The 25,472-nt window shown below is 50.5% G+C and carries 26 protein-coding genes and 1 pseudogene; 10 read left to right on the forward strand and 17 right to left on the reverse strand.

The window, feature by feature from the left end:
- Nucleotides 1-134: 134 nt before the first annotated feature.
- The 5 genes from RBH92_RS12170 to RBH92_RS12190 all read right to left on the reverse strand — a co-directional run bounded on the left by RBH92_RS12170 (nucleotide 135) and on the right by RBH92_RS12190 (nucleotide 6,599).
- Nucleotides 135-677 (reverse strand): C-type lectin domain-containing protein, encoded by a 543-nt coding sequence (locus tag RBH92_RS12170; RefSeq protein ID WP_307932289.1) that lies wholly within the window; start codon nucleotides 675-677, stop codon nucleotides 135-137.
- Nucleotides 678-1,022: 345 nt separating this feature from the next.
- Nucleotides 1,023-1,190, reverse strand: a complete 168-nt coding sequence (locus tag RBH92_RS12175; RefSeq protein WP_307932290.1) for a hypothetical protein — start codon at nucleotides 1,188-1,190, stop codon at nucleotides 1,023-1,025.
- A gap of 494 nt (nucleotides 1,191-1,684) precedes the next feature.
- Nucleotides 1,685-2,416 carry a PEP-CTERM sorting domain-containing protein gene (locus RBH92_RS12180; protein WP_307932291.1) on the reverse strand — a complete coding sequence of 244 codons (732 nt, stop codon included), beginning with the start codon at nucleotides 2,414-2,416 and terminating at the stop codon, nucleotides 1,685-1,687.
- Between the two features lie 522 nt (nucleotides 2,417-2,938).
- Entirely contained in the window at nucleotides 2,939-4,096 is a 1,158-nt protein-coding gene (locus RBH92_RS12185; RefSeq protein WP_307932292.1) for a cation diffusion facilitator family transporter, read from the reverse strand.
- A 61-nt stretch (nucleotides 4,097-4,157) separates the two neighbouring features.
- Complete coding sequence (locus RBH92_RS12190; protein ID WP_307932293.1) at nucleotides 4,158-6,599, reverse strand: Lon protease family protein; 2,442 nt, start codon at nucleotides 6,597-6,599, stop codon at nucleotides 4,158-4,160.
- A gap of 337 nt (nucleotides 6,600-6,936) precedes the next feature.
- Between RBH92_RS12190 and RBH92_RS12195 the strand changes: the two genes are divergently transcribed.
- Nucleotides 6,937-8,271, forward strand: a complete 1,335-nt coding sequence (locus RBH92_RS12195; protein ID WP_307932294.1) for an HDOD domain-containing protein — start codon at nucleotides 6,937-6,939, stop codon at nucleotides 8,269-8,271.
- A gap of 49 nt (nucleotides 8,272-8,320) precedes the next feature.
- Here the strand turns inward: RBH92_RS12195 and olsF are convergent, their stop codons facing one another.
- The gene (gene olsF, locus RBH92_RS12200; RefSeq protein ID WP_307932295.1) at nucleotides 8,321-10,078 is read right to left on the reverse strand and encodes a bifunctional ornithine lipid synthase OlsF; all 1,758 of its coding nucleotides are present in this window, start codon (nucleotides 10,076-10,078) and stop codon (nucleotides 8,321-8,323) included.
- Between the two features lie 320 nt (nucleotides 10,079-10,398).
- On the opposite strand from olsF, the gene RBH92_RS12205 reads away from it, so the two are divergent.
- Both RBH92_RS12205 and brnA read left to right on the forward strand, forming a co-directional pair.
- Complete coding sequence (locus tag RBH92_RS12205; protein WP_307932296.1) at nucleotides 10,399-10,671, forward strand: BrnT family toxin; 273 nt, start codon at nucleotides 10,399-10,401, stop codon at nucleotides 10,669-10,671.
- On the forward strand, nucleotides 10,652-10,885 hold the full coding sequence (gene brnA / locus RBH92_RS12210; protein WP_307932297.1) for a type II toxin-antitoxin system BrnA family antitoxin: 234 nt from the start codon (nucleotides 10,652-10,654) through the stop codon (nucleotides 10,883-10,885). Before RBH92_RS12205 ends, brnA begins: the two co-directional genes overlap by 20 nt.
- Before the next feature lie 56 nt (nucleotides 10,886-10,941).
- Here the strand turns inward: brnA and RBH92_RS12215 are convergent, their stop codons facing one another.
- From RBH92_RS12215 to RBH92_RS12260, 10 genes and pseudogenes are all read right to left on the reverse strand, one after another.
- Entirely contained in the window at nucleotides 10,942-11,937 is a 996-nt protein-coding gene (locus RBH92_RS12215) for an IS30 family transposase (protein WP_307931565.1), read from the reverse strand.
- Between the two features lie 149 nt (nucleotides 11,938-12,086).
- A complete protein-coding gene (vapC, locus tag RBH92_RS12220) occupies nucleotides 12,087-12,485 on the reverse strand; it encodes a type II toxin-antitoxin system VapC family toxin (RefSeq protein ID WP_307932298.1) in 399 nt (132 codons plus the stop codon).
- Complete coding sequence (locus tag RBH92_RS12225) at nucleotides 12,485-12,676, reverse strand: type II toxin-antitoxin system VapB family antitoxin (protein ID WP_307932299.1); 192 nt, start codon at nucleotides 12,674-12,676, stop codon at nucleotides 12,485-12,487. The genes vapC and RBH92_RS12225 overlap by 1 nt, the downstream gene beginning before the upstream one ends.
- A gap of 83 nt (nucleotides 12,677-12,759) precedes the next feature.
- Nucleotides 12,760-13,518 (reverse strand): alpha/beta fold hydrolase, encoded by a 759-nt coding sequence (locus RBH92_RS12230; RefSeq protein ID WP_307932300.1) that lies wholly within the window; start codon nucleotides 13,516-13,518, stop codon nucleotides 12,760-12,762.
- Nucleotides 13,506-14,534 (reverse strand): M14 family zinc carboxypeptidase, encoded by a 1,029-nt coding sequence (locus RBH92_RS12235; RefSeq protein WP_307932301.1) that lies wholly within the window; start codon nucleotides 14,532-14,534, stop codon nucleotides 13,506-13,508. The genes RBH92_RS12230 and RBH92_RS12235 overlap by 13 nt, the downstream gene beginning before the upstream one ends.
- Before the next feature lie 285 nt (nucleotides 14,535-14,819).
- Nucleotides 14,820-15,986, reverse strand: coding sequence for an FAD-dependent oxidoreductase (locus tag RBH92_RS12240; protein WP_307932302.1), 1,167 nt, complete (start codon nucleotides 15,984-15,986; stop codon nucleotides 14,820-14,822).
- Nucleotides 15,987-16,254: 268 nt separating this feature from the next.
- Nucleotides 16,255-16,687 (reverse strand): annotated as a pseudogene (gene tnpA / locus RBH92_RS12245) (IS200/IS605 family transposase).
- Nucleotides 16,688-16,753: 66 nt separating this feature from the next.
- The gene (locus RBH92_RS12250) at nucleotides 16,754-17,476 is read right to left on the reverse strand and encodes an alpha/beta fold hydrolase (RefSeq protein WP_307932303.1); all 723 of its coding nucleotides are present in this window, start codon (nucleotides 17,474-17,476) and stop codon (nucleotides 16,754-16,756) included.
- Nucleotides 17,477-17,517: 41 nt separating this feature from the next.
- Entirely contained in the window at nucleotides 17,518-18,555 is a 1,038-nt protein-coding gene (locus tag RBH92_RS12255; protein WP_307931811.1) for an IS630 family transposase, read from the reverse strand.
- Between the two features lie 50 nt (nucleotides 18,556-18,605).
- Nucleotides 18,606-19,841: a glycosyltransferase gene (locus tag RBH92_RS12260; protein WP_307932304.1), complete on the reverse strand. Its 1,236-nt coding sequence runs from the start codon at nucleotides 19,839-19,841 to the stop codon at nucleotides 18,606-18,608.
- 121 nt (nucleotides 19,842-19,962) lie between these two features.
- Here RBH92_RS12260 and RBH92_RS12265 point away from each other — a divergent pair, with 121 nt between their 5' ends.
- Nucleotides 19,963-20,517, forward strand: a complete 555-nt coding sequence (locus tag RBH92_RS12265) for a TetR/AcrR family transcriptional regulator (RefSeq protein ID WP_307932305.1) — start codon at nucleotides 19,963-19,965, stop codon at nucleotides 20,515-20,517.
- Nucleotides 20,518-20,572: 55 nt separating this feature from the next.
- Entirely contained in the window at nucleotides 20,573-20,704 is a 132-nt protein-coding gene (locus RBH92_RS12270) for a hypothetical protein (protein ID WP_307932306.1), read from the forward strand.
- 102 nt (nucleotides 20,705-20,806) lie between these two features.
- Here the strand turns inward: RBH92_RS12270 and RBH92_RS12275 are convergent, their stop codons facing one another.
- Nucleotides 20,807-20,947 carry a hypothetical protein gene (locus tag RBH92_RS12275; protein ID WP_307932307.1) on the reverse strand — a complete coding sequence of 47 codons (141 nt, stop codon included), beginning with the start codon at nucleotides 20,945-20,947 and terminating at the stop codon, nucleotides 20,807-20,809.
- A gap of 114 nt (nucleotides 20,948-21,061) precedes the next feature.
- On the opposite strand from RBH92_RS12275, the gene RBH92_RS12280 reads away from it, so the two are divergent.
- The 5 genes from RBH92_RS12280 to RBH92_RS12300 all read left to right on the forward strand — a co-directional run bounded on the left by RBH92_RS12280 (nucleotide 21,062) and on the right by RBH92_RS12300 (nucleotide 25,376).
- A complete protein-coding gene (locus RBH92_RS12280; RefSeq protein WP_307932308.1) occupies nucleotides 21,062-21,259 on the forward strand; it encodes a YezD family protein in 198 nt (65 codons plus the stop codon).
- A gap of 144 nt (nucleotides 21,260-21,403) precedes the next feature.
- Nucleotides 21,404-23,080 carry an alginate export family protein gene (locus RBH92_RS12285; RefSeq protein WP_307932309.1) on the forward strand — a complete coding sequence of 559 codons (1,677 nt, stop codon included), beginning with the start codon at nucleotides 21,404-21,406 and terminating at the stop codon, nucleotides 23,078-23,080.
- Nucleotides 23,081-23,105: 25 nt separating this feature from the next.
- A complete protein-coding gene (locus tag RBH92_RS12290) occupies nucleotides 23,106-24,107 on the forward strand; it encodes a sulfate ABC transporter substrate-binding protein (RefSeq protein ID WP_307932310.1) in 1,002 nt (333 codons plus the stop codon).
- 50 nt (nucleotides 24,108-24,157) lie between these two features.
- Nucleotides 24,158-24,490 (forward strand): DUF2325 domain-containing protein, encoded by a 333-nt coding sequence (locus tag RBH92_RS12295; RefSeq protein WP_292924183.1) that lies wholly within the window; start codon nucleotides 24,158-24,160, stop codon nucleotides 24,488-24,490.
- A gap of 64 nt (nucleotides 24,491-24,554) precedes the next feature.
- Nucleotides 24,555-25,376, forward strand: a complete 822-nt coding sequence (locus RBH92_RS12300; RefSeq protein WP_307932311.1) for an EAL domain-containing protein — start codon at nucleotides 24,555-24,557, stop codon at nucleotides 25,374-25,376.
- Nucleotides 25,377-25,472: the final 96 nt, after the last annotated feature.

The raw sequence follows: 25,472 nt of genomic DNA on the forward strand, positions 1-25,472 counted from the left end.
TATTTGAACAACGGCCGGTTGTAATGTTGCAACCGGCCGTTGTTTTTTGGAGTCATTGAAGATACCAGTACCAAACAAAAAACCTCGCTGCCATAGGCCGCGAGGTTTTTTAATGACTGGCAACTTAATAAAAATTAACTTTTTCTCATCCGTCGTCCGGCAAAACCGATGATGCTCAAGCCCGCCAGCAACATGGCATAAGTTTCTGGTTCCGGAACCGGCGCGCTATATTCGACGATATAAGCAATTCCAGCGTCCGGCCGATCGTTCCAAAGTCCGCCGCCCCACGGGTTGTTATAAACCGCAAAATCTTCGTTACCGACGTTGTTCGGCTCTCCAGGGCCCCAATTGGTATAAGTCAGCAAATCGCCTGCTTCCGGGCCGCTCGCCCAACGCCATTCGCCCTCCACCGCTGCATCGCTGGCGCCCAACCAAGCAGCGCCGCCGCCCGTGAGTCCGTGCACGAAAGCATTTTCATCAGCCGATGTGATAGTAACCAGATGCCCGCCCAACCCTAAATGCGTGCGCGTCGAAGCTTCTGCCACCGCATCGCCAAAACTAAGCGGTGTTGACACCAATTCGTACCAATGACCGTTTCCAGCCCATTGCACCGGCGCTGCAACGACACCGGTCGCCGAAAGTAATCCCAATGACAAAATAACTGTTTTTAGTTTCATTTTAACTCCCGATTTCTTAAATCATGATTCATCAGATCAATTGCAGATCCATCAATATTTCATTGATCTCAAAGCAAAGCCCACTCACTCAAAATCTCGTTAATATTCGAAGAATCTCTTCGTCTTATTGATATTGATAACTCACACCTATGGAAAAATAAGCTTTTCTCCATATAACCAGAAGTTTAACTTTTAACCAATCATCCTGGCTATCCATTTGTCCTAAGAAAATACTAACTTTGTCCTATTTTTAAAATTAATTTTTCAGCTTGGAAGACGAATATGCTGAAATATTATTCAGGTCAATCAATCGACTGATCCGATTTCCTTAAAGCGATTCGACAACTACCGGTATTTAACCTGCGACCATTCAACTGCCGTCGTTTCCAGCAAATCATGCCGCGCCAGGCGGTATTTCAGATTCAATTCGGACGCCACTTTGTCGGCGGATGATGATGCGCGTGCCTTCGTCCTGAAACAAATTATGATGGATAATAAGTTAGGAAATGACAAGGAATTCGCACCTTGACAGATACATCAACACTAAAAACGAGTCCGGCATCCCTATAAAGTAGATCAATGAAGAATGAGAAAACGCCCAGTCGATCTCACGGAACTCTGGCAAAACGCTTTGATGGAATTGAAAAATGTCTCCGGATTTTGAGAAAATTCGAGCTTCACCCCGAATGACCGCGCTCCTGATAAACTAACGAGCATATTCAAGAACAAGGGATCAGAAACCAGAGGAACTCTGGTAAAAGCCTTGCACAAAAACATAAGGCTCGCCTACAGAAACAACACAATTAGCACCAAACCATACCAGTACTTCTCCACCATACTCACGGAAGTGAAATACAATGGAGTGTAAAGAATAGAGCAAATAGCGTTTTCCCATCCAAGCACAAGGAACGCAGCATACACACATGCGCGCAAGCGATAAGCGAACCGCCTGCAAAAAGGCCGTTCCCAAAAGAACAGCCTTTTTGCGTTCCAGAATCAGCTATAGGCTAAGAGAAAGATTCTGATTGGCCGCAAGAGCAACTGACCACAGCATCCTTCCGGCGAAGCCTTCCAAATGCGCTAGCGCCCCACAAAGCAGCAAGCCCCGCGCCAAACAGAGCGACCTGCGACGGCTCGGGAACGGGAGAAGTCACGCTCTCCGCCGTCATGGAAAATTCATTCGGCCTCACATTGACGACGCCATAATCCACCCCAGGGGTACCCGACAGCATAAACAGGCTGGAACCAGTACTGTAAATCCCGGTTACAATTTGAGTAAGTTCAGAGGCGGAAGTATCTCCGTCAAGGGAAAAAGTATCACCCGATCCCTTACGCATAAAAACCGCGCTCCACCCATCTTTTCCATCGATAGTGTCGGCTGGATCAATGCCCAGAACCACACGAAGCATGTCATCGCTGCTGGGAGCGCCAGTTAACGTAACATTGTCATAAGCTTCAATAGTCATCGAGGTCACGGACAGTTCTTCCCCGCCCACATTGATGCTGCCGCTAATGCCGGACGTCACGGACTGAAGAATGGACGGAGCAGGATTGACATCCATCTCATCTATATTGCCAGCGACTGCAAGAGAAGCGGGCGTTCCGATAAGCCCATAATCCACACCAAAAGCAGTTTGCACCGGACCGGCTGCATCTAGAGTAAAGGTATAGGTCGGCGCAGCAACAGCACCAGTTGCCGAAAGTAATCCCAGCGATAACAAAATCGTTTTTAGTTTCATTCTAACTCTCAATTTTAATGACATGATTGATCGAACCAGGTATCGCGTACATCGACATTGCAGAGATTTCAGACTAAACCAACATACCCGGCATTCTGGCAAAATTTGCAAAACCCTTTGACTGATTACTGCTCATAATCGATCCGTCGATAGAAAAAGGAAAAAAACCTTCCTCCATATAGCCAGAATTTTACCTTATGACTAACCAAGCTGGCTATCGATTTGCCCTAAAAAAATACTAAATTTATCCTACTCTTATTCTTGCCACCTCTTTGAAAGGTAGCTACATGGAAACTTTTCCGGATCAATCAAACCGCTGATCCTAATTCCTTGCTTCTATCCAGCGGTCTCTTAGTCGGCTTAGTCGGTGATGATAGGCACCATGATCATTCGCTTCTTCCTCCGATGCGAATGCTCCACTTTTCTACAAATAATATCGCAAGTAGCAAATCTGCACTTAAATTGCCGGTTTGTTCATAGCACTTCCCGAAGAATTCGAAGCATTTCACGACTCGTTAACCTTCAAACCTTAAACCGCACCTGCACATCACCAATCACGGACCAGGTTGCAACGGCCTGTCTCAGTTCCTGTACTAAGGCCGCTGCCTGATCGATGTTTTGCAAGATGGTGATCGGCAGATCGATGACCACATCGATCCGTCCGCTTAGGTAGTGCAGCGTCACTGCTTCGACAGACACCTCCGGTAATCGCGGCCAGCGTTGTTTGAGTTCCTTGATAACTTGTTCGCGTGGCGGCAAATCGCTGCTGGGCGAGCTGGCTTCGTCGTTCTCCGGATCGATATGAATGGTCACGTCGGTGACTTCATCGATTTGCTCAAGTAACCGCTGGCGCACGGCATCGGCGATCTGATGACCTTCCGACACGCTTAAGCGGGGATCGACCTGGATATGCACGTCGACAAACGCATTACCGGCGCTTTTGCGCGTACGCAGGGTGTGGGCTGAGCGCACACCGTTGACGGCATGAATATGATCGCGGATCGCGGATACCTTATCGGGTTCGAGCGCGCTATCGATCAATTCCTGCGTGCTTGAGCGCACCAGATCAAAGCCAATCTTGGCGATCATCGCCGCCACGATAACCGCCGCTACCGCATCGAGATACGCATGCCCGAGCATGACACCGGCAATCCCGATCAGTACCACAATCGACGAGAATGCATCGGAGCGGCTGTGCCAGGCATTCGCCATCAGCATTTCCGAACGCAAACGGCGCGCGGCGGCCATGGTATAGCGGTAAATCCATTCCTTCGAGACGATCGACACCACAGCAACCAGTGCGGCAACCACGCTGAACTCCAATAAAACATCAGGTTCGTTGAGCCGTTGCACCGCGCTGTAGGCGATGCCGATGCCGATGCCGGTCAGCACCAAGCCAAGACTGACCGTTGCGACCGTTTCAATCCTGCCGTGACCGTACGGATGCGTTTCATCGGCGGCTTGATGCGAGTGCCTGGCGGCGTAGAGCACCATGAAATCTGTCAACAAATCCGAAAACGAGTGAATGCCATCGGCGATCAACGCTTGCGAATTGGCTAACCAGCCCACCAGAATTTTGGCGACACCCAACACAAAATCGAGCACCGATCCGATCAGCGTCACCTTGCGCACATCGCGGTAGCGTTGCTGTTGGCTGGCGATTTCTTGCGAAGTATTCATCGTGCGTACCCTATCGAAACGATCACACCAACGGCCGGTTCCCGGCCATGACTCAGAGCAACTATTTATCCAGCCTTGACGGCAGCCGCCGGTGCTCGGTTTTCGGATGTTGCGTCAATTGGCAAGCACGGCGGAAAGTCAATAACGTTTTCTGCGCATGCCCAAGAACGGTATCGGATGAGTAGCCATGCGCATGCGCCAGTTCTATATTTCCCGCCGGTAAACCGGTCAGCAATTCCAGCCCTTGCGTGACATGTTCCATGGTGTAAATGGCAAACAATCCTTGTTTGACCGCTTCGACCACGGCGTGATCCAGCATCAAGTGCTGACGGTTTTGATAAGGGATCAGCACGCCCTGCTCGCCGGTCAACCCGCGTTTCTCGCACAATTTGAAAAACCCTTCGATCTTATCGTTGATGCCGCCCACCGGCAGCACTTCACCGAATTGATTCAACGCGCCTGTCACCGCAATACCCTGCCTCAGCGGCACATCCGCCAGCGACGACAGTAATGCATAAAGTTCCGCGCACGAAGCCGAGTCGCCTTCAACGCTGGTATATTCCTGCTCGAACACAATCGATGCGCTGAGCGCCAGCGGTGCAATATGCGCAAATAAACCGGTCAGGTAATTTTGCAGAATCAGCATGCCTTTATCGTGGATCGGCCCGGACATGTCGACTTCGCGAGCGATATTGAGCACACCGTCTTCACCGGCAAAGGTGCGCGCCGTCACCCGCACCGGCGTGCCGAAACTGTGATCACCCAAGTCGATTTGCGTCAATGCATTCAACTGGCCGGTTTCCTCACCGGTTAATGCAATCGCGATTTCATCCTCGAGAATCGCTTCCTGCAAGCGCAAGTCCGGATAATTATGACGCAGCCGGCGAGCCTGCAGCGCTGCCGAAATATCCGCCACTTCCACCAAGCGGCCACGACGGGCGTTACATATCGCCGCGCTTTCCAGAATCAGCATTTCAATGCGGGCGAAAATCGCGCTCTGGCGTTTTTGATCTTCCACTTCCCGGTGCGATTCTTCAAGCAGACGGGCAACCGCAGTAGCGGAGAAATGCGGTAATTTAGCGGCTTCGCAGGCATGCGAAACAAAAACTGCCGATGCCAGATAAGTATCCCGGCTGGCAACAAAACTATCGGCAAAATCCACTTTCACCCGGAAGCGGCGCATAAATTCGGGATCGATTTCCTGTAAATCGTAGTATTGGTCACGCGATCCGATTAGAACAATTTTGACGTTTACGTCGACCGCTTCGGGCTCGAGCGATGCCGGTGCATTGGCAGCCCAGGCCGATCCCGGTTCTTCGATTTGCAACCGTTTACTGCGCAGGAATCGCCGCAACTTCACCCACAACGGACCGTCCGTCAACAAATCATTCAGATGCAACATCAAGAAACCACCGTGCGCTTTTAACAGATTACCCACACGAATCCGCATGAAATCGGTCTTCAGCTTTCCATTCTCGAATTGATAATCGATGCTGCCAAATAAGGCATAAGCGGAAGGATTGTCTTCGATAAGAACCGGCGCGCCGCGCTCATCCGCATTGTCCACGACCAGATTGATTTGATAACGCGAAAATATCTGACTTAATTCCGCTTGCCGTTTCTCTTCATCGCCCGGATCGGTTTCGAACAACGCCAGGTTGGCGAGAATATCGGTTTCCATCTGCTCGAAATAGGCTTTCAACCGGTCTTGCTGCTTGAGCGGTTTGTGCAAACCATTTTGCACTTTCTTTAATGCCTGGCTAACAACCGGTTGCACGATGCGCTGCCGCAACGAAGCCAGCGCCTGGTCTTTTTCTTTCTCAATGCGTTTGAAGTCTTCAAAGTACTGCAGAATCGCGTCCCGCAGCGCCTGCTCGGATTGCTCGATCGCGCTCCGCCGCGCCTTTGGTAGCTTCAACAAATTCTCCGCCGTCAATATCTCGCCTTTTTCGTCCAGCAAAGTGAAAACGATTTGCTCATCTTCACGGTGTATCGCAAAGTGCAGCGATTCGGCGAATTTATCCAGCTTGTTATAGGCCTGGCCTGTTTCGGTTTTGAATTGTTTTTCGGCGCGTTCACTTTTAAGTTTGAAATTCTGTCCGCTCAAGCACTGTATGATTTCCGCCGGTAGTGACTTGGCCAGTTGCAGCAGCGATTGCCGTAACACACGCCCTTGCCCCGCGGGTAATCGCACCGCCTGCGGTTTGTCCGGCGCGACAAAGTTGTACAGATAACATAAATCCGGCGGCACGGGCAGATTTGCCGCTGCCGTTCGCATCGCCTGATGCAATAAGGAAGATCGCCCCGATCCTTCTTCGCCGAGTACGAATAAGTGGTAATCCGGTTGCATCATGCTTAGTCCGAAATGTGCCGCCAGCTCCGCCCGCTCCTGCCCGATCCACGATAACGGATGTTGCAGCAGCGCCGAGGTATCCGGGAATCCTAACGCGGCCGGGTCGATGGTAAGGCGTAACTGGGAAAAATCAAGGAATTGGGTCGACATGTTGTTTAATCACAATAACGCGATGATATTTCACCGCTTGTCACTATTGTACCGATTTACGAGCGACACCGTTACTGCGAAAACCCCGGACAATCCCCACCTTCTGTTCCACAACCGCTCAGGAAAACACTGAATAGTAGTCTGCGCCGGATAAATGAGGTTGCATTTTCACGGCTTGCAATGTTTTCAGTGTAAACCATCAGGTTTTATCAATATCAGAAAACCGGTAAATATCACCGTAAAGTTTTTTATGATCTGTCCGAATAAGCCGTGGCAACAAAACATAAGAAAGCTCTGAAAGAATTTGATCCAGTAATAAATTGCTTGAGGAATGTCGATGAATCGTGTCCTGATTTGTAACAGTCAACGCAACGAACTTGAAGCCATTCAAGCAGCGCTGCGCAACAGCTGCACATTGCATTTAATGTCGTCGTGGGACAACACACCTTTGGACTTTCAAGGAATTGATGCGATTATTCTCGATGTGAATTTCACCCAGGCGCAGGGACTCGATTTTTTGATGGAAGTCTGCAGTCATCACTATATCCCGGTGCTGCTCATTTCTCCGCCGGACGATCCGCAATGCGCCATCGAAGCGCGCCGCATCGGCGCTTTCAATTATTGCGTCAAAACCGAGAGACTTTATTCGGTACTGGAAATGGCCGTGCGGGAAATGATCTTTGCCTACAATGACCAGCAAGAATTGAAGCACACCATCATGGCGCTTAAAGCGCGGGTTGCAATCCTGGAAGGACAACTGAAAGAAAAAACGGCTCAGACTTCGGCTTCGCCAGTAACTGCCAAGGCGAAACCGGATAATCAGCAGCAACGCGCATCCATGCTGCAGGAAATTGCCAAACGCTTGAATAACGGAGAGATAAATCTTCCCAGTTTCCCTAACATCAGCTATGAATTAGAGGAACTGGTGCGGAAAGATGCCGGCATGGATGAAATAACCGCGTTACTAAGAAAAGACATGGTAATTAGCGCCAAACTGATCAGTGTTGCCAATTCACCGCGATATGGCGGACTTCGCCCGAGCCACACCGCCGAGCAAGCAATCAATGTTCTGGGTCTCAACACTTCGAAAGAATTCGTGGATATCATCGCGAACCGGGCTTTATATATGGCACGAAATCCAAAATACCAGGAAATCCTCAAAGATCTGTGGAGACACGGCGTAGCCTGCGCACATGCTTCCTACTTGATCGCGCAACTGGCAAAGCTTTCGAGACCGAGAGAAGTGTTCTTCATGGGCCTGATGCACGATATCGGCAAACTGTTTTTAATACAGGTCATTTCGGAACTCCAAACCCGCAATGTCATCGATCCGCCTCCTTCGAAGAAATCACTGGACGATTTCCTGGAAAAATACCACGGACTTTTTGGCCGGAAACTTCTTGAAATCTGGAAATTACCTTCCGAAATTGCAGTTGTCGCGCAATTTCACGAAGCACTCGGGCAAGCAACCACGGTTACTCGCGAATTATTGGCGGTCGCATTAGGTAACTTGTTAGCAAAACGTGCCGGATACGGCACCTACAACGTGAAAAAAGATGACGCAGAAGTCGAGCGCACCGCCAAATCCATCGGACTGGATGTTGCTCACGTTCAAGAAATTCCCAAAGAACTCATTGTATTCATGGAAGAAACTGGATTGAGCTTTGACTAGCGCCAACCACTGCCATCAACACCCCGGAAGCAGCAAAACCGCATGGGTATCAAGCTGAATGACGTTGCCGCGTACTTTCCGCATGACAGCCGATATAGCGCTGGAATTTTTTCTCCTTGATAGCATCGATATGCACCAGAATCAGCGCATCGACGCAATTTGAGAACTGTGGATCGATATTAAATCCCAGAAACTCGCAACCGCCGGGTTCGCACAATTCGACATACTGTTTATACAGCACCGGCAGCTTGACATCGAATTCATCCAGCCTCTCTTTTAAAACCGCAATCGCCTGTTTGTACTGAGCTTCATCGGCTACTTTGCGGCATCCGGTAAATCCCTCGATTGCGTCAAAACTAAATGGCAGTCTTGGTTCCACGAGCGGTTCGTTATTGCCGAATAAGGAATGATAAAAACCGGCGATTGTCTGCTGCGCCGCTTTGGGCAGCGATGTGCTCATCGATACCGGCCCGGTCAAATAACGGATTTCCGGATATTGATGCAAATAAGCGCCAATGCCATACCACAAATAATCCAAACTGCGTTTATTCTGATAACGAGGTTGGATGAAACTGCGCCCCAATTCCACCGATTGTTGCAGGTAGGGCAAAAAATCAGCGCCGAACTTGAACAAACTGTGCGTGTAAAGACCGTCTTCTCCTCGCGTCTTGAGAATTTCCGCAACTTCACCTATGCGGTACGAACCGATGATTTCCAGCTCATCTTCATCCCATAAAATCAGGTGGCGGTAGTAGCGGTCGTAACTGTCGATATCGAGCGCGTTGCCGGTGCCTTCCTGCACCTGACGGAACGATAACTCCCGCAATCGCCCGATTTCCCGCATCACGCTGGAATTCGGCTGGTAGTCGAACAGATAAATATGTTTGCCGTCCTGCGTCTTGCCGATCAACTGCGACGCTTTCAATTCCTTGCGGATCTGCTTGGTGCGCACCGGATGAATGATGTTCTCAACCGGCTTGAACAACTCTTTTTTCTTCTTTTTTCCGAGCAGATAAACTTGCTTGCGCATTAACTTCGCCGCGTCTTTTTTAGACAAATCCATCGCCGCGATCGATTCCCACGGAATCGGCTTGCCGATGCGGAACGAAATCTCGCCGCCTTGCTGGTTGAACATCTCGTTGACCAGCATCATCGTACCGAGCGGCTTGTAAATGCTCGACAAACCGTAAAACATCGCGGAATTCTTACCGCCGATATGCACCGGCACGATCGGCGCTTTGGTTTTCTTCGCCAGCGAAATAAAGCCGGACTTCCATTTGCCGTCGCGCACGCCTAGCGGTGAAATGCGTGATACCTCACCAGTGGGAAACACGATCACCGCTTGCTCCGCCTCCAGCGCAGCGACTATCTGATTCATGCTGTCGCGATGTTTTGTAACTTGGGAGAAATTATCCACCGACAAAAACAAGCTTCTCAGCGGATCGATGCAATTCAACAAACTGGTCGCCACGATTTTCACATCGGTGCGAATTTCCGACACCAGTTTCAGCAGCGCCAAACCATCCAAGGAACCGAGCGGATGATTGGCCACGATCAGCACCCGCCGCTGATCCGGAATCCGCACCCGGTCTTTGCTGGAAACCTGAAACGCGAAATTGAAATGCTCCAGCACCGCATCGTTGAATTCCAGCCCTTCCAAATGCCGGTGCGTCTCGATAAAACGATTGATCTCGTCCTGATGCAGCACGCGCTTCAACAGCGACGATGCCGCCTTCATCAGCGGCTTATCATCCTGCGTAACCGCTCCCGGAAAATAACCTTTCAACATCGCATCGACATCCAGCATCCAATGACTCCATAATGAAAATTGAATGCTGGATACGATAGTGGAGTTTTGTGACAGAATGATGACGATTGATACTCACATTGATTTATTTACTGAAACTTAATGAAATTAGCGAATTCATGAGGAACTCTAACTTAAGGAGGCGCTGATTAATTCGGCGAGTGAGATGAAGCACGAGGCGCACGGAACGCAGCAACCGAGACATATCAACAAGATAGGCGATGGTGCGAGTACCGCGCAACGAAGTGATTCGCTCATGCAGCCAATTAATCAGCACTTCCTTAAGTCAGATCGGACACCTACAGTGATATACTTTTACAATGTTTTCATTTGAATTCAATGAAGAGAAAAGTCAAAGCAATTTGGAAAAGCATGGCATTGACTTTATACAGGCGCAAAAACTCTGGAACGATCCATGCTTCGTTGAAATTCCGGCAAAAACTGTTGATGAACCCCGGTTTATAGTGATCGGTCGAATTGCAGAAAAACATTGGTCAGCGGCAATCACATATCGAAACCGGAAGATCCGGATTATTTCCGTTCGCCGTTCACGCACTGAAGAGATCATGATTTATGAAAGCAAAAAAATTTGATACCGACTTTGACGACAACAAAGATTTAACCGCTGTCCTGGATATTTCCCAAGCGCGGCGCCCCCTGCAAAAGCAAAAACGAATCAATGTCAATTTTCCTGATTGGATGATTGATTCTCTTGATAAAGAAGCCAAACGGCTCGGCGTCACGCGGCAATCGATTATCAAAATTTGGTTAGCCGAACGGCTTGAACGGTCTGTTTCTGGTGAATGACATAATGTTGTCACAGGAAATATGAAACTTTCTCTACCGATTATTCAAACGCGGATTCAACTTCGAAGTGCAACACCTAGCGGTGGCTTGGTATAGCGCACCGTCTTTCCGAAGAACACCTCAAACGGGGTTCTGAATCCAAGCACCTTGCGCGGTCGATGGTTGAGTCTATCCACCGCCCATTGTACTTGTTCCTGGGTCACCTTAATCAATTCCATTCCCTTGGGGAAATACTGCCGCAGCAGACCATTGCTGTTCTCGTTCAAGCCGCGCTCCCATGAATGATAAGGATGAGCGAAGTAGATATCCACATTGAGTTTCGCAGCAATGGTTTCATGCTCCGCAAATTCTTTCCCGTTGTCGAATGTCATGGTGTGGCACTTGCGTTTATGGGGGCGCAGCAATCGCGTTACCGCCGCCGTTACGCCCGATGCATGTTTGCCGGGCACTTGGGCTGCCAGAATGTAGCGCGACTTCCTCTCGGCCAGCGTAACCAATGCGCCTTGATGGTTCTTGCCGATTACGGTGTCGCCCTCCCAGTCGCCTATGCGGTTCTTCTGATCCACGATCCCCGGACGCTCATCAATGCCGATCCGGTTCTTGATCGTGCCCCGGCGCTCTTGACCGCTCGCATAACGCTTCCTGCGGGGCTTCTGGCAACGCAAATGCCGCCACAGGTCGCCACCTCGACGCTTGTCTGCATATATGTGCAAGTAGATCGTCTCGTGACTGATCTGCAACACACTTTCCAAAGCAAGTCGACGGGCCGCTTGCTCCGGACTCATGTCCAGCCGAACCAATCGCTCAACTTCCGTCCAGTCCGACATTGATAAACGCTGGGCGTTGGCGCATTGTTTTCGGCGCTCGTTCCGTAATTCCTGCGCCTGCTTGGGATACCAGTCACGCCGACCCTTGTTCCGCCTGAATTCCCGCGAAATCGTCGACTTGCTCACGCCCACTGCATCCGCTATTCGCGATTGGTTCAAACCCGCCTTCTTCAAGCCGGAAATCTGGTATCGTTGCTCGCTGGTGAGCTGCTTGTAGTGCTTCATCTGTGCTCCTTCTACTTGGTCGTTTAAGAAGCTCCGATACTACCGCAGCTTGCTTCCTAAACTTCCTTACAAAAGTTGCACTTCAATTTTGAATCCACCAAACATAAGAAAGGGAAAGTGTTTCGAGCAGTTGAGTATTTATGTGAAAATCACAAAACCGATGCATCTTTAAGCTGAAGATGTGCAACCCATGGATCGAAATCACGATCGGAGAAAAGCAAAGGCGTTTTGGTTTCGACGCAATACGTAGCGATAAGGCAATCGATGGTTTTTCGGATGGTAATGCCTTGTTTCCTGAGTGCGCGATAATTTTGAGCAGACTTAATCGCCAGATCGGTATTGCACAGCCGCACTTGCTGAAGCTCGGTCAGCAATGATTTGGCGATCCGGTAATCCTTGTCGCTCCTGAATCCTTGCAGCACTTCCGCCAGGATTAAATCCCCGATAACAATCACCGTACTGGACAGATAGTGATCTAGCTTCTCGGTCTCATCAGTCAGCTTGCCGTTGAAGAAATCCACCCATACGCTGGTATCGACCACTACCATCAGTCCGTTCTCATGTCATCGAGATTGCCGTCCCAGTTCAACTTACCTCGATATTGCCTGATTTTTTCCTGTTTTTTAATTCTTATCAGCGTTAACAAACCGAGCTCTACTGCTTCCTTTTTGGTCTTTACTCCCGTGAGTTTGATGACTTCATCCATCAATTGGTCGTCAATAACAATATTGGTTCTCATCACGCCTCCATGTGTATAGTCATGCATTATTCTACACATAGATTACAGAACATACTTATAAATTCTCTGTTGCTAGCGATTAATTAGTCAATTGCCGCAGTAAACCATCGCTGAATAATTTCAGCCAACCACCCCGGCTCATCCAACGGCAAATCATGCCCGGCGGATTCGTGCTCGACATAATCAGCATTCCAGGTTTGCATGAGTTTCTGGCTGCAGCGGTAATCGACCAGCCGGTCCGAACGACTGGTTACGACCAGCAGCGGTTGCTGCGGTTTGGCTGTCACTGAAAATCTCATGGCAGCAAGCAATTGGTTTTTGGCGCTGATTGGCGATACCGGATTTTGCCGTTGCCATTGCTGCCAGTTTTGAAGCAACTTGCCGTCATGCGAATAGCGATTGGAAGTCAACCGCAGAATATCCGCTTCCCTTTGCTCGGCGGAATGAAAAATCAGGGATAGAACATGCGGATAAGCCGTCCAGCGCAAGCGATGATAAAACGGTGACAGCGGTCTGGCACTGGTGTTAATCAGCACGGCCGTTTCGATTTCGGCAGGATAGCGCGTCATCCAATCGATGGCGATCATGCCACCCATCGACAAAGCGACCAGCCGGATAGGCTGGCTTAAATCGACTTGCTGGCGTAGCGCATCGGTCATACCAACGATGGTGTCCGGACTGGTTTCATGATTGCGCAAACCGTTGCCGGGAATGTCCGGCATACCGATCAACGCGCCAGGAAATTGTTGCTGCAATTGGGCAGGAAACTCGCCCCAGTGCCGTGCTTCGCGCCATAAACCCCGCAGCAGCACGAAATGCGCCGGACGGTTCATGGATACCATAGCGCCAGCGCTTGTTGTTCCAATTGCGCCGCATCGCTGCGGTCAAGCCAATTCTGGTATGACAATGTGGCGTGCAGCAGAAATTCCATCAAAATCAAATGACTTCTTAATACCCGGTTGAGCCGGTGCGGTTTGATCGGATGATACAAACCGAGCAGTTGCCGCAGTTGCAGCGGATTCTTGCGGATCCAACGCCACGAACCCATTTCCAGCGTCAGCGGTAGAAAAATTGCGTCATTTTGCAGTGATTGCAAATATAAAAAATCCCACAAATCGCCATGCACCAGATAATGTTGCGATTGCGGCTCGAACAAATAATCCTGATGCGGGTAGGTTTGCATGAACAGGTTGCGCAAATAACAAACTTCCTTCAAATGCTTGATCGGCTCGAGTCTGCTGCGGGCGTACGGAAACCAGATTTGATTTCGGAATCCGAAGCCGGAATGGCAATCAAGCACCAGGCTGAACGGTGCGGGAAACACTTCCTGTGAAATATAATCGCACAGCGCCTGCGCTTCCAATTGCATCGGCGCATTGCTTTTGCCGCGATACCACGGCAAAGCGGGTGAAATCCGGTGACCGCCTGCCAGTAAAATGGTTTTTTCATAACTATCGACCGGCGCATTACGCATCAAATCGACGCCTTGTGAATTGGCGCGGGTGTTATTCAACATTCCGGCAGGATTGACGATCGGCAGAAAATTTATCCGTACCCGTTGCAAAATGTCAGCAAAAACCCGGTCCCACTTCAGCCGCTCCAGCAACCCTTCCAGATAAGCAATGACGACTTGGGTGCCGATACGCTCCAGTCCATGAACACCGGCAACATACGTTACACAAGGCACGCCCGGATCGCGGTTACCCAACGTCAGGGCATAGACCGGCAGCAATTCATCGCGATAGGGAATCTGGCAGATTATTTGACTCTGTAAAAACCCGGCATGCGGCTCTTGAACAATTGCCTCAATTTGTTCAAGTTCGGGAAACGACCGGCTGGTAGTAGAGGGTGCGCGCATTGTCGATAACTGATTTACCGGAATCCCGATTATTAGAAAATTCAGATGTTACTTGAAACCGCACTGTCGAACTACCGCACCGCGCGATGAAAACCGGCTGCTACTTACCTCGGCAGTCTGTTTGCATCCAGCGATACTTTAGGGAAACACTGATTAATTCAACGAATGAGATGAAGCACGAGGCGCACGGAACGCAGCAACCGAGACATATCAACATGATAGGCGAGGATGCGAGTACCGCGTAACGAAGTGATTCGCTCGTGCAGTCAATTAATCAGCGTTTCCTTAGATTTTGGCGGCATGCTTACGGCTTAATCCCGAAAGGTTCATTTCCAACTTACGCTTCAACGATGGCAGCCGGTTCAAGATGCGCAAAACAATGTTTCGTACACAGCGTTTCACAACATTTTGCATCGTGGCCACCCCCATCAACCTCCCAGCGATTTGCAGAACCTCTGCCGCCGCCGGTTTGCGTTTGAATTCATAGCGATCAAGATGGTAGTCGTCGCAACGCCCCGATATGACGTCGCCCAAAATGCGACCGAGAAGGCAAGCGTCCACCAATCCGGTATTCATGCCCTGCCCGCCAGCAGGACTGTGCACATGCGCCGCATCGCCCATCAAAAACAAATGCCCTTTACGATAGCGCTCGGCCAAGCGATGATGCACCCGAAAGCGCGAACTCCAGATCACATTTCGAACCTTGGCGTCATATTCCGGGCCGCGGCTATCAATCAAGGCTTGAATATCCACAAGCTGAGGATGCTCCGGCGCGGTATCAACCGCTGCGACAATGCGGTAACGGTTTTCCTCGGGAAGCGGCGCCACCACGACCATGCCTTCGGGTGATAAGAACAACGATACTTCACTTTGCGACAAGGGCCAATCCATGTCGACATCTGCCAGTATAAAAGACTCATCGTAGGTTCCGCCTGAAAAACCAATGCCAGCCGTTTGCCTCACTAAACTGTGCATGCCATCCGCACCAACGGCATACCGTGCCTGAACGGCGCTGGTGCCCTGTTGGTTTGCAATCCGCGCCGTCACACCACCTGTCGTCTGTGCTATCGCTTCAGCGACAGAACCCCAGCACACCGCCCCGCCTGCTTTTGATAAAGCCTCCAGAAGGATCCGTTCGGTGCGATCCTGCGGAATCATCAAAAGAAAAGGATGCTCGGTCGGCAGTTTATCGAAATTCAATTGCAGCAATTTCTGACCGCGGTCCCGCATGCAGAAACGGGTGACCTTCAAGCCTTTCTCCACCAGCGGCTGTGCCACACCAAGTTCGTCAAGCACATCCAGCGTATGCGCATGAATGACCGCCGCTCTCGATGTGTTTTCTATATCCAGCCTGCGTTCAACAACGATGCAATCGATACCTGCCTTTTTAAGCGATAGGGCCAGTGCCAGGCCGGTCGGGCCGGCACCTACGATGAGTACATCAGTTTTCATGAGGTATCTTCTCCCGATTTAATTTGAGGCACTTGCCACAAAATCACTAAAGACTTCTGCTGCGCGATTCACCAGCACCGATAGGTGCCCATCCTCCGGATAAACTTTAAGTCTGGCATCCGGAATCCGATCTGCCAGGTACTTGGCCATTGCAGGCGGAGTATGCCGATCGTTACCGCCATGATACAACTAAACAACCACCGGCTAAAGCCGGTGGGTTTGAGTTACGGACTGAAAGTCCGGATACGCGTCGACTAAACGACGCGTCTTATTCCGGCTCCATTTTAAAATTGTCGTTTGGATTTGGCTCAAAATGATGCTCCAAGTATTGTTTGATCATCTCTTCTGTCATCTGACCTACTGTCACGCAGAAATACCCATCGCGCCCAAAAATGCCTTCCCCAGTACCGCTTCTTCAAGTGAGGAAATTCTTCAAACAGATAGCTCGATGTTCGTCCTTTTAGCCGCCTCATGATCTCACTCGGAGCCATCTCCGGCGGACAACTCACCAGAATATGCACATGATCCTTACTTACTACACCCTGTACAATTCTCATTTCAAATGCTTCACACGTCTGACGAACCAACTCTCGTACTCGTTCTGCTACTTCTCCCTTCAGAATCTTATATCTATACTTCGTTACCCATACAAAATGATATTCAATCTGATAAACCGTATGACTTCCATGTCTATAATCCATGCCACACCTCCTGTGTGGCATATTCTCGCAGCTAAAGCTGACCGGCTGAAGCCGGTGGTTTTAACCTTATGATGGACAATAAACCGGTATACGTATCCCTTCCAGGGCATAGCCGTGATTTCGTGCAATCAGTGCGGCATCCTGCATGACGCCACAGATTCCCGGCGCGTAGGCTTCCTTGAGACTAACGCCCAAGCGAGTCAACACCATTGTATTGCTCGCAAGGAATTGGCGGTCTGGTTCGGACAGCATCCCGGCCAATACCTTCACTGCTTTCTGCGCATCGCGCATGAACATCACGCGATCTATAAGCATCAAGGGAGCAATCAACCAAGGATGAATGCGCGCAAGTGCGAACAGTGCTTTGAGCATGGGCAATTCACCCTTGCGAATGGCGGCATCCTGCCTCGGCGCCATCCCCGATACCACGCCGACAAAGTTCAGCCGTGACGGAATGCTGTGGGCACATGCCAGCGCATAAGGCCCACCGCAGGAAGTACCGAGCACACCAAATCTTACGTGCCCAAGCTTATCTGCAAGTTGACACATATCGTTCGGCCAATCGGTTATTTTCCGCTTCGGCATTAAAGATGTTTTTCCGAAGCCCGGTCGTTCCGGCGCAACCACGAAAATACCCGCGGATTTGGCTTGTTCGTGAATCAGTGCAGCCTGATAACGGCTGCCGGGAAAACCATGCATGAAGTACAGCGGCTTACCTTCAACCCGACCGTAACATGCATAAGCCAGCGTCCTGCCATCATTCAGCTTAAGCGTATACGTATCTGTCATATTCATCCTCTTATTGATCCGGCCAGATGAAGTTTGAAGTTTCAAGCGGCATATTTGACCCTCGGATCTTGAAAGAAGCTTTTGACCCGTTCGGGTGATTGTTCAAGTTTAACCATGTGTTCGGTGGCAGCGAGTTTGAGTTTGGCCTTGGTGCGCACCGGCACTTTCGTCCCGATGGCATGCTTGAGGTCGGCATTGAGGCGTTCCTCCGGATTCAGTTCCGGGCTATAGCTGGGCAGGTAGAACAGCTCGATTTTGTCTTGTCGTTCAGCGACCCATGCCTTGACCTGTTTGCTGTGATGAACCCGCAGATTGTCGAGAATCAAGAATACCTTCTTCCCGGCATCCTTGATCAGCGCTTCGAGGAATTCGATCAGCCTGTCGGCGTTGAAGGCCTCGTCGATAATCATCCAGCGTGTTTTGCCCTGATTCGTCACTGCGGCAATCATCGATAGCTTCTGTCGCGTACCACCAGCCGCGTAGGTGACTGGCGTCTTGCCTGCCGGAGCATAGCAACGACCGCGCACATCGGTATTGACCAAGGCGGTTTCATCGCCCCAGTGAATCTCGCCGCCTTCCGCCTTGGCGCGCTTCTCAATTTCCGGGTATTGCTCGTTGAGCCAGGCTTGTACGGCTTCAGGCCGCTGCTCATAGGCCTTCTTGATCGGCTTCTGGGGAGTGAAACCCCAACGTGACAGATAGTTGCCTACGCCGCGCACCGACAGCTTGATGCTGTACTCCCGCTCTATCAGTTGCATGACCGCCGCCCGATTCCACAGCGCAAATTCCATCTTCAGTTGCTCCGGGCGCTTGTCACAAATGATCTTGCGGATGGCTTGTTCCTGCTCCTCTGTCAGTGACCGCCCTTGACCAGTACGCTTGCCTCGCATCCCTGGCTTCAGGGCGGAAAATCCGCCTTCTTCATACCGATCTATCGCAAACCGAACTGTCGGATACGAAAGCCCACTGAGCTCAACGATTTGCATCACGCCGTAGCCCTTGCGATGCAACCGCACCACTTGCTTGCGCCGTTCATGCAGTTGCTCCAGCGTCGAATATCTTGCGTCGTCTTTTTCCATTTCAACAAGATGGGGGGCGATTCATAAATTTCAAGTATTATTGTGCCGAGTCAATAGTTTCGACACAAATCGTGGATGGCACGCACCGCGATCACCAAACCGTTTTCCTTGGAAACCGCTTCGCCCAATTTTGCAGCACGCGCGCTGACTTCCTCGCGCTCTATAAACTCGATGGCCTTTGTCAGTTCAGCCGCATTCATTTTGGCTGCTGTGACTGGCGCAGGCGCGATACCCAGTTTGGCCAGCCGGTCGGCCCAAAAAAATTGATCGCCGATGAAAGGCACGACGATGGAGGGCTTTCCTGCACGTGTCGCCGAGTGTGTAGTGCCGACTCCGCCATGATGAATGACTGCGGCAGTCTGCGGAAATAGCCAATCGTGCGGCACATTACCTATGGCAAGAATGTTGCCGGGCAGCGCGTTTTGTTCCAAACCGTTCCACCCCGGATAGAAAAGCGCACGACGGCCATTGAGCGACCGTACCAAGATATCGAGCATCTGCTTTTGATCAAATCCGCTCATGCTGCCAAACCCAATGTAAAGCGGCGGCGGTCCTGCATGCAAGAAATCCTCCAATTGATTTGGCGGTATCCAAGATCCTGCCGGTTGCAACCACTGTCCGCACATGCGGATATGCGCCGGCCAATCGGTCGGCTGCGGCAGCAAACTGGGAGAAATACCATAGAGCAGCGGAAAATCGGTCCAAAGCTTGTTACGTGCAGGCAAGCCGCAAACCGTTGCTCTCGCTTCATTCAGACCGTCCTTAAATGCTCGCCAAAACATGCCATTCACGAGATTGTGACTGGCACGGTTCAACCAGCCCGGTACCCAATTAGGCGGCAGAAAGGGAGAAGAAAATTCACACGTCGGCGTCATCGGGATTAAAGCTGCACCAATCGCAGGAATATTCAGACGTTCGGCAACTGAAAGAGCCACGAAACCGGCCATCCCGGAAAAAATGATTGCATCGCTGCCACGCGCACTCGCCAAAAGCTCGGCCATCCAGGCTGCGGTGTTCTCGTTGGCAATATTCGCCAAAAGCTTGGCGGTATCCTTAAAACCGGATTTCCGCGGCATCGTGTTTGGCCCCGCCATGCCCGCGGCCAAGCTTTTCCGGATATCGCCGGACAGTGCTTGCACCGGCACATTCAAAGCGTGAATCGACTCGAAAGTACCGGGATCCGCCAGCATCAGCGTTTCATAACCATTATCCATCAGCGCACGACTCAGCGCCGTCAGCGGACGGGTATCGCCTTCAGTGCCATAAGTCACGACAGTAAACTTCATATCTCAACCTCATTGACCTTTTATAGGTATACGTCGTATACTTTAGCACGACGTATACTTTTTGGTCAACATGATAGAAATAACAAACAAAACGAGCAGACGAACCCGGAAGCGAGCAGCCATGCTGGAGCAAATCTCAGGGGCTGCGGCCAATCTGTTCGGAACCAAAGGCTTTGAATCGGTAACCATGGAGCTTATCGCAGCCGAAGCAGACGTATCCAAGCGTACGCTGTACAAGCACTTCCAGTCTAAAGATGCAGTATTGGCCTATATACTAGAAGCCGAACTGGCGCGTGACATGGCCACCTTCGAACTGAAACTGAAAAAAGAGTCGACTTTTCGCGGCAGCGTTTCGGCTCTGCTCGAACAATCAGCGGCATGGTGCGAAACACATCCCGATTACTTGCTGCCGTTTATCCGCCACAAGTTCGCCACCTTCGATCCGGCGGCCGAACGGCTAAACCGCGGCGATATTGTGCAAACCTGGATCAGGCTGATTGCACAGGGGCAACGTATCGGTGAATTGAACAACCGTCTGCCAACCGAACAGCTGGCAATCTATTTCCATTATCTTTATTTCGGAGCACTGATGCGCTGGATCACAAATCGCGATCTCAAGCTGAAAAATGAATTCGATATCATCGTCGCCTTGTTCATCGAAGGAGCAAAAGCATGAGATGTGTTCATCCGAGTAATCAATCCGGTTCGTTAACACTAATCTCAGCGAACACTTGATCGATCCAGCCGATGGAAAATTTCTGGATGTTTACGGCAACGGCATGACGTTGAACGATTTCCGTTCCAACACCAGAATCGCAAAATTATCCCGCCGGCTGCTCGGCCGGGACATCACCGCAACATAACCGGACAATCCCGTCCGGTCATATCCCCCTGCTCTTTAGCCAGCAGCGCTGCTCACTTTTCCGCAGAGATTATCCTCGCTTAAGGAAATGCTGATTAATTGACTATACGAGCGAATCACTTCGTTGCGCGGCACCCACTCCCTCGCCTATCAGATTGATATGTCCCGGTTGTTGCGTTCCGTGCGCCTCGCCCTTCATCACGTTCGTTGAATTAATCAGCGCTTCCCCAAAAATGAAATCCACAGTATCGCAAGTTTTGTTATACGAAAAGATGATAAGCAAATGAAAAACTATTAGTTCCAAGAATAAAGAAAGCTGTGTAAATTTGCGGCCTTCATAACTCTGATTGTTACAGAAATGACACAGCTTTCAACAACACACAAAAGCGACCAGCTCAACGCAGAAGTCGTCCAGGAAATTGTGGATGCCGTCACCAGCATCGACTATGGCTCGGTTGAAGTGGTGATACACGACGGCAAAGTCGTGCAAATCGAGTGCCGCAAGAAAATCCGCATCAATCACAGCGGGTCAGGGCGTAAGGCATTGAAATCATGATCTTAGAAATACCGCCAAGATTCGCTTGCGGCAAATCAACCGGCACCAGCAATCAGTAATACCGGCCAGTAACACTGGGGGTAACAGCAAAAACAATATCCGTAACTCAACCGGTAGACCGGAGGGCTTACTCAGGAGAATACAGTGAGGTTTCTTAAGTTTTCTTTATCTATTGCGGCAGTCATCTTATCGACTGCCATTCCGGCGGCAGCGTCTTCGGACGGCAAGCCTGCCTTAGACTTTCAAAATATCCAGAAAAGCATTGTCCAATTGGCACAGCAAATCGTTGCCGAACCCAGCAAACCGGCGGACCAAGCGAAAGAAGTTGAAAAAACACTGCCGGGGATAGTACCGCAAGCGCAAAAACCGGCAACAGCACCGGCGGCTGCGCAATCAACCAGTTTTCATCGCCGCTCGGATAGCTACGCAACCAATCCGGAATCGGATCCGCCGCGCTACGTGCGCCGGTTAAGCGACATCGGTGTCGACGCATTTAAGGACATTACCTGGCTGGATATCGGTTTCGAACACCGCACCCGCTACGAGTGGCGCAACAACGATCTCCGGCGTGTCGAGGGCGGGGAAGACAATCCGATCTTTTTCCGGCATCGCGCTTGGCTGGGTATCCGGGATATTTTGGATCCGTTCCGTTTCGCGGTGGAATTCCAGGATTCCCGTGTCGTCAACAATAAATACGTAACAACCGACCAGGAAAGAAACGAATACGATTTAATCAACGCCTACGGTGAGCTTAATTTCAAGAAAGCACTCGGCGCCGACGATCGTGGCAATGACCGTCCGATCCGCTTCCGCGTGGGCCGGATGGCTTACGAGACCACCGACCGGCGCTTTATCGCCCGTAACGAATGGCGTAACACCACCAATACGTTTGAAGGTTTTCGTCTGAACTTCGGACGCGAAGCCAATGACTGGGAACTGGATTTATTCGGTTATCAGCCGGTACGGCGCGCGCAAACCAAGTTCGACATGTCCAACGAACGGCTTTGGTTCTTCGGCGCCATCGGTCACTGGCGCCGGTGGTCCGACATCATCACGATACAACCATATTTCATGGGGCAGAAACAAAATGCCGACCCCAATGGCTTCACCGCCGCCAACCGCCTGGACCGGGAAATTTACATGCCGGGTTTCCGCACCTATGGCAAGGTCGGCGATCTGTTTGACTTTGACGTCAGCTACAACCATCAATTTGGCTACAGCGGACCGCTGCGGCAGGATGCGCAAGGTTACACCATCGAAGTCGGCAAAACCTTCAATCATCCGTGGAAACCGCGCCTCACCGGTTTTTATGGTTACGCCAGCGGCGATAAAGATCCCAACGACGGCGTCGACAACCGTTTCGACCGCTTTTTCGGTTTCGCCCGGCCTTGGTCGGCGGATCACTACGTAGTCTATGAAAACTTGAAAGCACCGAAAATCCGGATGGACTTGCAGCCAACGCAGAAACTGGGGTTTGAACTGACGTATGGCTGGTATTTCCTGGCGAGCAAACGCGATCGCATGTTTGATATTCTCGACGGCAACATCAGCCAAACCGTCAGGGATCCGGGCTTCAACCGGGACCGCACCGGCCAAAGCGGCGATTACGCGGGACACGCGCTCGAAGGACGGATACGCTATCAAGTATCGCCGAGAATCAATACCGTCTTGGGCTATACCCACTTTACCGCGGAAGATTTCGTCAAGAATCGTATTGCCGCAAGCCCGTCTTGCGCGACCGGACACGCGCATCCTTGCGTCGACCACCGCTCAGGAGACACCGACTTTCTGTACTTTGAAGTACTCATCAGCCTCTTATAAACCCTGTCTTTAATGGAGAAATAGCATGAATATTAAAAAACTGTTCACAACAAGCATCTTAACCGCAGGTCTCATCGTCAGCGGTCACGCGCTGGCTGAAAAAACCATCCTGAATGTCTCATACGACCCGACCCGTGAGCTCTATCAGGAATTCAACGCAGCTTTTGCCAAATATTGGCAAAGCAAAAACAATGAAACCGTCAAAGTGCAACAATCGCACGGCGGTTCCGGCAAGCAGGCGCGTTCCGTCATCGATGGTCTGGAAGCGGATGTCGTCACGCTGGCATTAGCCAGCGATATCAACGCCATCGCCGAGAAAGCCAAATTGCTGCCGGAAGATTGGCAACAACGGCTGGCGCTTAATAGCACCCCGTACACATCGACGATTATCTTCCTGGTGCGCAAAGGCAACCCCAAAGGCATCAAAGACTGGGAAGACCTCGCGCGTCCGGGCGTGGCCGTCATCACGCCGAATCCCAAAACCTCCGGCGGCGCGCAATGGAATTATCTGGCCGCGTGGGAATACGGCAAGCGGCGTTTGGGCGGTGAAGATAAAGCAAAAGATTTTGTGGCCAATCTCTATAAAAATGTGCCCGTGCTGGATTCCGGCGCGCGCGGCTCCACCACCACCTTTGTCGAGCGCGGCGTGGGCGATGTGCTGATCACCTGGGAAAATGAAGCATTCCTGGCATTGAAAGAATACGGCGCGGAGAAATTCGAGATCGTCATCCCCTCGTTAAGCATACTGGCTGAACCGCCGGTAGCAGTGGTCGACAAAGTCGCCGACAAGCGCGGCACCCGCCAGATCGCCGAAGCGTATTTGCAATACCTCTATTCGGATGAAGGACAGGAAATCGCCGCCAAGCATTACTATCGTCCTACGAACGCCAAGATAGCCGAGAAATATGCCGCGCAATTCCCCAAAATCGATTTGTTCACAATCGACGATGCCTTTGGCGGCTGGAAAAATGCGCACAAAGTGCATTTTGCTGATGATGCATATTTTGACCAGATTTATCTGAAATAACGATCCAATAGCGCACCTAAAGGTGCGCTTCCAGAAATAAGGAATTGAAAATGACAGTTCTAATTGTCGGTGGCGATTACATCACATCATTCAAGCATTTGCTTTCTACCCAGCAAGATAAACATATCGAGCATTGGGATGGCCGAAAAAAAGGGTTTATTAAAAAATCATTCCCGAATGAAACACAGCTCGTGATCGTCATTTGCGACTTTGTCAATCATAGCCTGACACATTCGGTTAAGAAAAAAGCCAGCCGTAAAGGCATACCGCTGGTGTATTGCCACCGTTCAATTAACGAACTGAAACATAAACTGCAAGGTAGCGATCAAGCCGATGAAAGTTGTTGTTATCCAAACAGCAATTCATTCAGGAGACTGCATTAATGATTTTGTTGTTTAACTGCAACCGGTCTCTCTTCATCAAAACATACGGCAAGGAGATACACCCATGAATGCATCGGTCAGCTATTCAGCCAGCAATAAAGACGAATTTGAACTCATTCAATCGGCTACTGATTATTCGTTACTAAGAGACGAGCAGGGTTGGATCAGCGGACGTTTTTACCAGTGCGAACTAACCAGCGTCTTTCAACCGGTTTTCAATCCCGGCAGAAGCCAAATCATTGGACACGCAGCGTATATTCGTTCCAAATCCAATAGCGAACCATCACTATGGCCATGGCAGGTTTTCTCCATGGCATCGAAAGACGAACAATTGATTGAATTGGATCGTTTATGCCGGGCGATTCATGCACTTAATTTTTATTTTAATAGTACTTCCAAAACGGACAAACTGTTCGTCGAGGTTCATCCGCGACTGTTAGAGAGCGTCAAGGACGACCATGGCCGTGCCTTTGAAAATTTTCTCGACTTGATCGGCGTAAAAACTTCTCAAGTTGTCATTGAAATTCCACAGACGGTCAATCGCAACTGGAAATTGCTACAACACGTCATCACCAACTACCGCTCGCGTGGTTATCAAATCGCCGCCAATTACAGCGGCACACAAAGCGATTGGATGGTGGAACTTGGCAGTTTGTATCCGGATATTGTGCGGATCACTGCAGGAGACTTGACTCGCCATTCCGATCTCGTTTCACTGGTGGAGACTATCCACAGCTTCGGATCAAGCCTTCTGGTAAGAGACATCGAAACATCCATTCACTTGGTTACCGCCTTACGAAATCAAGCGGATTTTTTACAGGGAAACATGCTCGGCGAGCCGCAACGAGCCATTCATGCGCTTGAGTCGACATTCATTTCAAAATAGATCAACCAATGAAGGAGCCAATATCAACCGACACCAAACTGAATCTTTCTAAACAAGCCGTCCGCACAATGATCACATTATTTAATCCGAGGAGAA

The sequence above is a fragment of the Nitrosomonas sp. sh817 genome, assembly GCF_030908545.1.
Classification (GTDB): domain Bacteria; phylum Pseudomonadota; class Gammaproteobacteria; order Burkholderiales; family Nitrosomonadaceae; genus Nitrosomonas.